The 12,162-nt window shown below is 43.3% G+C and carries 8 protein-coding genes; 4 read left to right on the top strand and 4 right to left on the bottom strand.

The window, feature by feature from the left end:
- Position 1: 1 nt before the first annotated feature.
- Complete coding sequence (locus AAFP14_RS14425; protein ID WP_341732940.1) at positions 2-1,342, bottom strand: MBOAT family O-acyltransferase; 1,341 nt, start codon at positions 1,340-1,342, stop codon at positions 2-4.
- Between the two features lie 176 nt (positions 1,343-1,518).
- Here AAFP14_RS14425 and AAFP14_RS14420 point away from each other — a divergent pair, with 176 nt between their 5' ends.
- On the top strand, positions 1,519-4,452 hold the full coding sequence (locus AAFP14_RS14420; RefSeq protein WP_341732939.1) for an ATP-dependent Clp protease ATP-binding subunit: 2,934 nt from the start codon (positions 1,519-1,521) through the stop codon (positions 4,450-4,452).
- A gap of 209 nt (positions 4,453-4,661) precedes the next feature.
- On the opposite strand, the gene AAFP14_RS14415 is transcribed toward AAFP14_RS14420, so the two are convergent.
- Positions 4,662-4,892, bottom strand: a complete 231-nt coding sequence (locus tag AAFP14_RS14415; RefSeq protein ID WP_341732938.1) for a photosystem II protein, Psb35-related — start codon at positions 4,890-4,892, stop codon at positions 4,662-4,664.
- A 571-nt stretch (positions 4,893-5,463) separates the two neighbouring features.
- Between AAFP14_RS14415 and treS the strand changes: the two genes are divergently transcribed.
- Entirely contained in the window at positions 5,464-8,844 is a 3,381-nt protein-coding gene (gene treS, locus AAFP14_RS14410; protein WP_341732937.1) for a maltose alpha-D-glucosyltransferase, read from the top strand.
- A gap of 212 nt (positions 8,845-9,056) precedes the next feature.
- Here treS and AAFP14_RS14405 read toward each other — a convergent pair whose 3' ends face one another.
- Both AAFP14_RS14405 and AAFP14_RS14400 read right to left on the bottom strand, forming a co-directional pair.
- Positions 9,057-9,377 carry a 2Fe-2S iron-sulfur cluster-binding protein gene (locus AAFP14_RS14405; protein WP_341732936.1) on the bottom strand — a complete coding sequence of 107 codons (321 nt, stop codon included), beginning with the start codon at positions 9,375-9,377 and terminating at the stop codon, positions 9,057-9,059.
- A 135-nt stretch (positions 9,378-9,512) separates the two neighbouring features.
- Entirely contained in the window at positions 9,513-10,160 is a 648-nt protein-coding gene (locus AAFP14_RS14400) for an RNA polymerase sigma factor (protein WP_341732935.1), read from the bottom strand.
- A gap of 433 nt (positions 10,161-10,593) precedes the next feature.
- Here AAFP14_RS14400 and rpsH point away from each other — a divergent pair, with 433 nt between their 5' ends.
- Entirely contained in the window at positions 10,594-11,529 is a 936-nt protein-coding gene (gene rpsH / locus AAFP14_RS14395) for a 30S ribosomal protein S8 (RefSeq protein ID WP_341732934.1), read from the top strand.
- A complete protein-coding gene (locus tag AAFP14_RS14390) occupies positions 11,513-12,121 on the top strand; it encodes a HEAT repeat domain-containing protein (protein ID WP_341732933.1) in 609 nt (202 codons plus the stop codon). Before rpsH ends, AAFP14_RS14390 begins: the two co-directional genes overlap by 17 nt.
- Positions 12,122-12,162 lie beyond the last annotated feature (41 nt).

Raw genomic sequence — 12,162 nt, 5'->3', positions numbered from 1 at the left:
CTTAGAAATTAAAGTATATAAAAGGCGGAACGGTACTGGGTCCCAGCATCAAAATAGCATACACGAACAGGGAAACTAAGACAACCCGAAAAAAAATGTTTTTTAATGAAAATACGATCAGCAATATTTGGGCGATGCGATCGCCCCAAAAATTAATAGCCCCAATAACTGCAATGACTAAATATAATTGCCAAAAGTTAAATTGAAAACTCTTGACGGCAGAATGAATAATTCCTTGGAACACATGGATGGCTGTTTCCCAGTTGGGTGTCCCGAAAAATATCCAGCTACCACTGACAAAACTAAAGGTAAATAACCAACTCAAAAATTTCGCTGTTTTCGGATATAAATAGTCTATTTTGAAGTGGATAGCTTGAGGTAGATCTCTGCATAAATGGTTGACAACTAATCCTAAGCCATGAATAGCTCCCCAGACAATAAAGTTTAAACCAGCACCGTGCCAAAATCCACCGATCGCCATTGTGCACAATAAATTCACATATTTTCTCAATTTGCCGTGTTTGTTGCCACCTAACGGGATGTAAACGTAATCTCTCAGCCACTCGGAAAGACTGATGTGCCACCTTTTCCAAAATTCTTGGAGGCTTAAGGATTGGTAAGGCATATTAAAATTGACAATAGGTTTAAAACCTAGCAAACAGGAGATACCGTTGGCTAAATCTGAGTAGCCGCTGAAATCTACATAAATCAAACAGGAATAGGAAATTACGGCGAGAATTAAATCAATGCTACTATACTGTTGTGGAACTTTGAAGGGCAGTTGAGTGAAGTTAAACAAAAAGCTGGATAAAGTATATTTTTTAAACAGTCCTGACAAAATTAAAACTATAACTTCTTCGATTTTATAGTCGTATTTTTGGGGAGAATTGAGCTGGGAGTAAAATTCTGGAGCTCGCGATATGGGCCCGGAGGCAATTTGGGGGAAGTAGGTGATGTAGGTGGCGTAGTCTATAAACTTGGGACAGGAGATTTTTTTCTGGTAGCAGTCGATTAAATGGGAAATCATTCTAAATGTGTAGAATGAGACACCGACGGGGATGAGAATTTGCAATACTTGAAAACTGGCGGAGATTTTGAGTTGGTTGAGGATGTCAAATAAAGAAGTTACGAAAAAGTTGCAATATTTAAAGATGCCGAGGTTGGCAATGTTGAAAATTAGACCGGATATTAAAGCAAGTTTTTTGTGTTTTCCGTGGCAAACAGCCCGGAGAATGATATAATTGTAGGTAGTAGCTAAAATTAGTAAAAATAAAAAATCGAAGCTCCAAAAGGAATAAAATAATAAACTGGAAAGTAGGAGGACAATTTTATATAAGTCCACTTGGTGTTTTAAAGAGACGATCGCACTAAAGAGAATTAGAAAAAAAACTAAAAATTGGTAAGTGGGAAATAGCATGATTGTCAGTAAATAATAAACATTTGGGTGAACTTAATATTTTCAAAAGAAGAAGAAGCTATTTATAATAGTAAAAATCCCTGTGATTGCGAGGAACCAAAGTGCAGCCAACAGACCCTAGCAAATTTACCGATGAAGCCTGGGAATCCATTGTCAAATCCCAGGATGTAGCGCGCCGTTTTGCCAATCAGCAGCTAGAGGTTGAACATTTAGCGATCGCCATTCTAGAACAGCTTGGTTTAGCAAACACGATTCTCAGCCTGGCCGGAATAGATGTCACCCGCTTTGGGCAACAGTTAGAAGCCTTTGCCAAACGACAGCCGAGAGTTGCCAACGCTGAACAACTCTACCTCGGTCGTGGCTTAGATGTGATGTTAGATGTTGCCGAGGCCACCAGAGTGACTTGGCAAGATAATTTTATCGCCATTGAACATTTATTAATTGGCTTAATAGAAGATGAACGAGTTGGTAGGCGTTTGCTGACTAGGGGCGATGGGCCGCCGGGACGCCCTGGTTACGATCGCAGACCGGCACCCGGTACGATCGATCGCCCAAAACTCGAAGAAGCCATCAAATCTGTCCGCGCTACTGCAAAAGTCCCAGAAAAAAATTCCGAAACCAACAAATCCAGCCTCCGCAACCCTAAAACTCCCGATCGAGATGGGGAAGCTAACTCCGACGCCCTGAGTAAATACGGCCGCGATTTAACCGAAGCTGCAAAAGCAGGCAAACTTGACCCCGTAATCGGCCGCGATGAAGAAATTCGGCGGGTAGTCCAAGTTCTTTCCCGCCGCCAAAAAAACAATCCGGTGTTAATTGGCGATCCCGGAGTCGGCAAAACGGCGATCGCCGAAGGTTTGGCCCAGCGCATTGTTAACGGTGACGTCCCCGAATCTTTGAAAAATCGCCAACTATTTAGCCTTGACATGGGCAGTTTAATTGCTGGGGCAAAATTCCGGGGCGAATTTGAAGAACGACTGCGATCGGTCCTACGAGAAGTCATCGATTCCGACGGGCAAATAGTCCTATTTATTGACGAATTGCACACCGTTGTCGGTACTGGCGGCGGCGGTAGTTCCGGTTCAGGAATGGATGCGGGCAATTTGTTGAAACCCATGTTAGCCCGCGGCGAATTGCGCTGTATCGGCGCTACAACTCTCGACGAATTCCGCAAGCATATCGAAAAAGACCCGGCTTTGGAACGCCGTTTTCAACAAGTATTTGTCGGCGAGCCCAGCGTTGAAGATACTATTTCGATTTTGCGCGGATTGAAAGACCGTTACGAACGCCACCACGGGGTAAAAATCACTGATTCGGCCTTGGTGGCTGCTGCAACTTTGTCTTTTCGCTATATTTCCGATCGCTTTTTGCCCGATAAGGCGATCGACCTGGTAGATGAAGCCGCCGCCCACTTGAAAATGGAAATTACTTCTAAACCTGTGGAATTGGAGGCGATCGACCGCCGGGTGATGCAGTTAGAAATGGAAAAATTGTCCATCGAAGGTGAGGGAAAAGGTACTCAAGCCTTGGGAATTGGTCCCCGCATCGAACGCATCAAAACTGAGATTGACATTTTGAAAGTCAAACAGGAAAAATTGTCTTCTCAGTGGTCTGGCGAAAAGCAGTTGTTGGATGCCATCAATAAATTGAAAGCAGAAGAAGACCAATTGCGAGTGCAAATAGAACAGGCAGAAAGGGCTTACGATTTGAATAAAGCCGCCCAGTTAAAGTACGGCAAATTGGAAACTGCGGTGCGCGATCGGGAAGCCAAAGAAGCCGAACTTTTGAAACAACAATCTCAAGGTTCTTCCCTACTGAGGGAAAAAGTTACTGAGGGTGATATTGCGGAAATTGTTGCCAAATGGACTGGGATTCCTGTCAACAGGTTGCTGGAATCGGAACGCCAAAAATTGCTGCAATTGGAGAAGCATTTGCACCACCGGGTAATCGGTCAACAGGAGGCTGTGACAGCCGTTGCTGCGGCAATTCGGCGAGCTCGTGCGGGGATGAAAGACCCCGGAAGGCCGATCGGCTCTTTCTTGTTCATGGGCCCGACAGGTGTCGGCAAAACTGAGTTGGCGCGGGCTTTGGCGGAGTTTTTATTTGATAGCGATGACGCGATCGTCCGCATTGATATGTCCGAATATATGGAGAAGCAAAACGTTTCTCGGTTAGTAGGAGCTCCCCCCGGATATGTCGGTTACGATGAAGGGGGACAACTTTCGGAAGCAGTGCGCAGACATCCTTATTCGGTGGTGTTATTTGATGAAGTGGAAAAGGCACACCCGGATATATTTAACATTTTGCTGCAAGTGTTGGATGATGGCAGAATTACAGATTCTCAGGGTCGATTGGTGGACTTTAGAAATACCGTGATTGTGATGACTAGCAATATCGGTAGCGACCACATTTTAGAAGTGTTTTCTAAGAAGGGAAAAACCGCTAAAAAAACTACCGTTCGCAAGCAGGAAGTCCCTGATTTTTCCAGTCAAAAGACCAACTATAAAGTTGATGATGATGGTACGGTAGAAATTTCGGCTTCGCCAGTTTCTGATGTTGCGAATCCTCCCAGTGCTCAGGAATCGGAAAGTTTACCTATTTCTGAACGGGAGACTGATGAAGAGTACGAACAAATGTTAAAACGGGTAATGAATGCGTTGCGATCGCACTTCCGGCCGGAATTTCTAAATCGGGTGGATGAGACAATTTTGTTCCACACTTTGAGCAAAACTGAACTCCGCCAAATTGTCACTATTCAAGTCAAGCGAATTGAACGGTTGTTGGCGGAACAAAAGATTACCTTGGAACTGTCGGATGCTGCCAAAAACCATATCACAGATGTTGGTTACGACCCAGTTTATGGTGCTCGTCCTTTAAAACGGGCTATTCAGCGGGAGTTGGAAAACCCGCTGGCTAATAAGATTCTGGAAAATGCGTTTGTGGAGGGTGATACAATTGCGATCGATTGTGAAAATAATAGTTTGCAATTTCGCAAAATAGAGTCTCGTCCCGCCTTAGTTGGTAACAGTTTGTAGCTTGGTTAGGAACAGGCAAAAAAGCCTGTTCCCCAAATGATTTCACGACTTACAAACCCGGTTTCTCTAGCCTTTCTCAGTTAGGTGGGTATTAGGTAATGGGAACCCCCCCTAGGGGGGATGGGAATAGGGTATAGGGTATTACCAATTACCAATTACCAATTACCTATTACCTATTACCTATTACCTATTATTGAAAATGGTTCAAATTAGGAATTGGACATGGTGCTGCTACCATAGGCATCCAGGCTGTAGGCGGGAACGCGAAGGCTGTAATCAATCTCTGTTCCGGTGACGGCTACAGCCAATTTTTCAAAAGATTCTGAGTTCCAATTGCGATCGTGGATGGGCTTGGACTGTTCGCCCAGGAAGTATGCTTGAGTGCCAATTACTGAGGCTGCTACCCAACCGACGATTAAAAGGGCGATTACGATAGTCATGGCGGCTTTTCCTTAAGTTTTGTTGCTTTATGTAAATAAATGTAACAAATGTTTGCGGAGGATGTCAAGATAGTGTATTGTCGTGCCAACCGTCCAGTAGGTAGGGAATGCCACACCTGATGCTTCCCACTGCCGAGTTCTAGTAATTTCAGATGGAGAGAGACGGAGGGAAACGGGGAGAAAATAGCTATAACTAGCAGTAGGCATTTCGATTATTGAGAATATTGATGCCGAAGGAAAAGTTACCAGCAAACAGATTAGGACTTGATTTCAGGATAGGATATATCGCAGATTAGCCAAGTTTTTTGTTAATAATTTATAAGTTTTGTCTTCATAAACCATCGTGAACGACTCAGCCTTTAGTATGAGAAATTGCTAGGGTGTTATGAGCTATAATCAACAAGTTTGGATTTGAAAAATAGCAAGGATTACAGGATTTATCAACCTGTCGATCGATTTGAGCCCGCATCAGTGTCTGAGCGGTTCCTGAAACCAAAAAATCTCGATCGCCAATGAAATCAGATTGCTATCACCATTCCTTCTACCCTCTTCCTTCTTCCCCAGGATAATTATGCAAAACTCAATCTTAAATGACGACCCTTTGTGGTTCAAAGATGCGATCATTTACGAAGTACCCATTCGCGCTTTTGCCGACAGCAATGGTGATGGTATCGGCGACTTTCGTGGGCTAACTGAAAAGCTGGATTACCTGAAAAACTTGGGAGTAACAGCAATTTGGGTACTGCCCTTTTTTCCCTCCCCGCTCCGAGATGATGGCTACGATACTTCCGATTATATGAGTGTCAACCCGATTTATGGCACTTTAGAAGACTTTAAACATCTTTTAGAAGAAGCCCACCTGCGGGGAATTAGAGTTATTATTGAGTTAATTGTCAACCACACTTCAGACCAACACGCTTGGTTTCAGAAAGCGCGACGTGCTCCTAAAGGTAGCAAAGAAAGAGAATTTTATGTATGGAGCGATACGCCAGAAAAATATCAAGATGCTCGGATTATTTTCCAGGATTTTGAAACTTCTAATTGGGCTTGGGATGCCGTAGCAAAAGCTTATTATTGGCATCGTTTTTATTCCCACCAACCAGACTTGAATTATGACAATCCAGCGGTGCGTCTCGCCATATTAGATGTGGTGAATTTTTGGTTAGCAATGGGAGTGGATGGACTGCGAATGGATGCGGTGCCTTACTTGTACGAACGCGAAGGTACTAACTGTGAAAACTTGTCAGAAACTCACTTATTTCTGAAACAGTTGCGGAAGCACGTAGATGAAAAATTCCCCAACCGAATGCTGCTAGCTGAGGCGAATCAGTGGCCGGAGGATGCGGTTGAATATTACGCTGAGGGGGATGAATGTCACATGAATTTTCATTTCCCGCTGATGCCGCGCTTGTTCATGTCTGTACACATGGAAGATAGCTTCCCGATTATTGATATTCTCCAGCAAACTCCCCAGATTCCTAATAACTGTCAGTGGGCATTGTTTTTGCGAAATCATGACGAACTGACGCTAGAAATGGTCAGCGATGAAGACCGAGATTATATGTACCGAGTTTACGCTCAAGATACCCAGGCGAGGATTAATTTGGGTATCCGCCGTCGCTTGGCTCCACTGATGGGAAATAATCGCCGCCGGATTGAGTTGATGAATGCTTTGCTGCTTTCTCTTCCGGGTACGCCTGTGCTTTACTATGGCGATGAAATTGGGATGGGTGACAATATTTATTTGGGCGATCGCAACGGGGTGAGAACTCCCATGCAGTGGAGTGGCGATCGCAATGCCGGTTTCAGTCGCGCTAACCAGCAACGGCTCTACGCACCGCCAATTGTTGACCCTGAATATCACTACGAATCTGTAAATGTGGAGGCGCAACGATCTAATCCAAATTCTCTTTGGTGGTGGATGAAACGCCTCATAGCTATTCGCCAACGCTTCCAAGCATTCGGTCGTGGAACTTGCGAATTTCTTTACCCAGAAAACCGCAAAGTTTTAGCTTTTGTGCGTACTTATCAAGACGAACACGTTTTAGTAGTAGCGAATTTGTCCCGCTTCGTACAGACCGCAGAATTAGACCTTTCGCCCTTCAAAGGTGCTATTCCGGTGGAGATTTTTGGTCGTACAGAGTTTCCGGCTGTGGGCGATTCGGCTTACTTTTTGAGTTTGAGTCCTCACTCATTTTATTGGTTTACCCTTACTGTCAAAACCGAAGAATTTTCCCTACACTTACCTCAAACGGAACTGCCGACATTAGGTATCCCAGGCAACTGGAAAACTGCTTTTGCTACCAGTAAATTGAGAGAGGGACTGGTTCCTATTTTGCCGGATTACTTGCGTTCTAGTCCTTGGTTTATCGGTAGGGATAGGACGATTCAATCTTTGCAAATAGATGAAATTGTGCCAGTTGAATGTAAAAAATCTTCGGGATTAGAATCAACAGTATACATTTTACTCTTGCAGTTAAATTATACTGAAGGGATGGCAGAAAGTTACATTTTACCTGTAGGTTGGGAAGAGATTCAAGGTGATGTAGACGAACGGGCGATCGCTAGGATTCAATTTTTAGAAAAAAATGAAGTTGGGGTACTATTTGATGCAGCCACGGACAAAGCTTTTCTCAGTGTTCTGCTAGAGACGATCGCCCATTCTGGCAATTACAAAGGTGTCGCTGGTAAAGTGCTAGGAATTCCCGACAATGCACTCGCCTCAGAACCAGATTTGTCAAAGCTAGAACCTCATGTATTCAAAAAAGAACATAGGAATACATCCGCAGGTTATGGCGATCGCTTCGCGTTTAAACTATTGCGAAAAGTTGAAGAAGGTATCAACCCAGAATTAGAAATCGGACGCTTTTTAACCGATCGCAACTTGATTCAACACTTTGCTCCCATTGCCGGATATTTAGAATATCAGGCCGAAGGGAAACCAGTAATGACAATGGGTATCCTGCAAAAATTTGTCCCCGATAGCAGGGATGCCTGGTCCTATACCTTAGACACATTGCGCGACTATTTCGAGCAAGTAATGGCAGTAGAAGCCAAGTATGCAGCAGACAACCTATCTACGGACCCCGAAAATTATTTACCCCATGCCAGCACTGCACCAATGCAGCGGCATTCAAACTCGTTAGTATCCGATTTATCCCTAGCAGTTCCCGAATTAGCTCGCGAACTAATCGGTTCCTATTTAGCCTCCGCCGAACTTTTAGGACAGCGGACAGCCGAACTTCACCTAGCATTAGCTTCCGATACACAAAATCCAGATTTTGCCCCAGAAAATTTCACTTCATTTTACCAACGTTCCATCTATCAACAGATGAGAAATTTAGCAGGAAGAACTTTGCTGCTACTGAAAAAACGGCTGTCTCAACTGCCACCGGAAACCCAAAAGTTGGGACAAATTCTGCTAAATCGGGAAGACTTGCTGATGGAACGTTTCAAATCTATTTTGAACTTGAAAATCACGGCAGAGCGCATTCGTTGCCATGGGGACTTTCATTTAGGAAAAGTTCTGTATACAGGCAAAGAGTTTGTGATTATTAACTTTGGAGGAGAAAGAAATCGACCCTTAAGCGAGAGGCGGATGAAGCGATCGCCCCTGCGAGATGTAGCGGGAATGCTACAATCTTTCAACTATGCTGTTACTTTGGGACTCCGCAATGAAGTAGAAAGCGGGATGATTAGTCCTCAAAATTTATCGGAGATGCAGCAGTGGGCAAAGGTTTGGGATCGTTGGGTTAGCCTGACTTTTCTGAAGAGTTATTTGCAGAAATCAGCGGATGCAAATTTCTTGCCAAAATCAATCCAGGAAATACAAGTTTTACTCGATGCTTACATCTTAGAAAAAACGGTTGCTGAGTTAGTGTATGAACTTAATTACCGCGTCGATTGGGTAGAAGTTCCGCTTCAGCGGCTGCTACAATTGCTGGAACGTTGACAGTTGAATTCTTCCTGAATATCCCTCATCCTCCCTTGGGGGTAGGGGTGTTTCATTCTCCAGAAAACGATGATTCTGTAAGGGTAGTGCCCCGGTGCCTACCCCCCTTATATCAAATCCGGTAGCAGGGGAATTATTTATCTCTGTTATCTCCCTCTGTGTTCTCTGCGTTCTAGTAAGGTTAAATCATTCCGATCCAACGGTCAACGATATTACTTCAAATAAAGAGATGTTTGATACAAAACTTGTTCTTGATGAGTTAACAAAGTGCAGTCAGAAAGCGGGTAAGCTACACAAGTAACAGCATAGCCAGCTTGCAATTCTGAGGACTTCAAAAACTTTTGTTCGCTTTGGTCGATTTCGCCACCAAGCAGCTTGACAACGCAGGCAGAACACTCTCCTTGCTTGCATCCACTGGGCAAGCGAATGCCGGCATCTTCTGCCATATCTAAGATATACTGGTCATCTGGTACGGCGATCGTGCGATCGAGCGCCAGTTCCTGATTTACCAACCGAACTTGATAAACTGCCATTTTTTCTCTGTATTCGCGAAGGGGCTGGTTGAGTATGCTGTTAGTCTTAGCAAAAATTTCGGGTAAAACCCGCCCGGACAACTAGAAAAGGCAGGTTTATGATGGTGTTAATTTTACGACAGTAAATGTCTATATCTAAACAAGTGCCTGTTGATAGTCGAGATTTTCATCGAGATAAATAGCTCGAATATCATCCGGCAAATTTGATTCCAGAGTTTGATATCCTTTTTGCAGTAAAGCCCTTACCTGAGCGGGCGAAATAGCTTCACCTTCTGCTTGTAAATAAGCAGCAATTCTGGTTTCGCTCCAGCGGAAAGTCTGAGCCATCAACACAACTAAACGTGGTAGGGGTGCTAACAATTCTAAGGCTTGTTTGAGGTAACACCAGAGAGGGGGTGAAGCGGATTGTAAAGAATAATGAATAGTCTCAACAGGAGGCAATTCGGCTTGATTTATGCAGATAGCGGTGACATTAATGAGCCAGTTTTGCAGACTGAGATTGTCGCCATCAGACTCTGGGATTTCCCGGCGCAAATCGAGGCCTCGGAGTTCGTGATAGATGTGCAGCCAAGTGTGGGCGAATAGGTAATCTCCTTGGACTGGCGATCGCACAGAATGGCGAATTAGGGAATGTACTATTTGAGCGTAGCGGCAAAAAATTGCGGTAAAGAACTTACCCTGATCGGGATGATTTTGAAACAGGGTCAATAATTCGCGATCGGTGTGATGGAACAGGGATTTGACCACAGGATGGTTGAATTCTGAAAAATTAGGTGTTTGCACAATTGTTTTGGTAATATATGCTGGTGCAGCTCGATTTTACACCATCTCTGCATCCAGATTCCACAGTTGAAGCTGATTTTATCCCAGCTATAGCAATCCTAAATCATTTGTGAATTTCTTACTCCCTCCCCTTAATAAGGGGAGGGTTGGGGTGGGGTAAAAAACTTTACGACTCCTGCAAGGACTGCTATATGTGCGCTCGCGCTCAGTAGCGTTAAACTTCATCTTGTCTGCCTTTCCAGACTGTTAAGATATATCCTGCACTTGCGGCTTACCTGAAAAATTGAAATGATTGCAGGCAAGCGACAAGTAACTTATTCTGATATAATAGGAGAGTGGACAGATTAATGATTCATCAATCTTTTTGTTAATTCATACTATGAAACTATCACTCTTGGTTAATATTTAGTAAGTTACTTTGAGGGTAAAAGATATGCTGATAAGTAATGGAGTGCGAGGCAAAGCGACTACCCCTGTTAGCTCTAGAACGATATATTCTAAGTTAACAACCATATATATTACTAAGAAAATAGTCAAATTTGGAGATGTTGTATATCAATTTTGTAACGTTAGTGGATTTAAAATAACTGGAGTTGATATTATAAATCCCTTAGTAACTACCGGGATATTTGTTTTGTTTTTTATCGGCTTGGTTTTGGCTTTTACAGATATAAAAGGTCTGGGATTTTTATTGATGGTCACAGCATTATACGCAATGCCAAATATTTGGCTAAAAAAATATGGACTGGAAGTATCTATGAATTCTGGTGAAAAGGCTGTCTTTACTACAAATGATATAAAGGGGCTCAAAGCAGTAATTGCAGAATTATCCAAATTCATCGAGAGTGAAAATGAAACAGAAAACTGTGTCATAGATATTAATGATAGAAATATCACATTTGCAAGAAATCAGGGAATAACCGGGTCAAATTTGACTTGGGGTTCTGCATCGTTTTACGAACATCTCAATCCGCAAACCAAAACATACGAGAAAAGTGCAAATTCTGAAGATACGATCGCGCAAACGATCGCCCGCATTCGGGAAGCCAACCTAGCAGGGAATTTAACCACGGAAGTTCCAGCAACATGGGCAACTATCCACCTGGTACAAGTAATAAAAAATCAAGGATTAATCGCTAACTTCGAGTTAGTAGACGATGCGACGAACAAACATTTGCTCCTGCACCTCAACCCTAAAGGGAACAACAGCAGCACTGACAAAATTGCTGACAATCAATTCGACTGGCTAAACCAGGAATTTCCAAAAGAGATAGTTCCCTTACTGCAAGATTTGGAAAGTGAAGATCCTGCTGTTCGCGCTAAAGCTGTATTTTCCTTGGGAGACTTCTACAGTGAGCGAACAAAATGAGTTCACCGAGTCAAAAACCAGGACAATTCAATTGATATGTCATATTTTGCAAAACGATCCGTCTTCTCTCGTTCGCACTAACGCTGCTGAAGCTTTGGCGAAAATGGGTGCTGACAGCAAAGAGGCGATCGCTACTCTATATCAAGCTGCATTGGAAGATAGCGACCCAAGTGTTCGGGCTAGTGCTGTTACCGCCCTAGGAGAGATTTACAGAAACGCTATAATTTTTAATGTACTAAATCAAGCCATTAACACTATGTCAGAACGCAAAGTACAAATGAATTTTAACGCCCCCGTTACAGGTGCCGCCGGGAATGTTGAAGGTGATTTCATAAATAATCCACCTCAGAATTTAGTTGATGCAGCAGCAGAAATTCAGCAATTGCTGAATCAAATAGCGCAGAATCCAACTGTGCCTGAATCCGTTGTAGCTGAAGCAATTCACCATGAAATAAAGGAAAATCTTACCCTTAAACAGCGATTGCGGAGTGCATTAAAAGCAGGTGGTATTGAGGCATTAAAAGCAATATTTAATCATCCGCTAGTCAGCGTTCCTATTGAAACAATTAAGGGTTGGATAGAAGCTGAATAATATTAAGGTGTCGCAGTTTTTAGATACCGTTTGGGGGAGTT

The organism is Microcoleus sp. EPA2 (assembly GCA_020882975.1).
GTDB lineage: Bacteria > Cyanobacteriota > Cyanobacteriia > Cyanobacteriales > Microcoleaceae > Microcoleus.
This window is presented reverse-complemented; position numbering and strand designations above follow the sequence as displayed.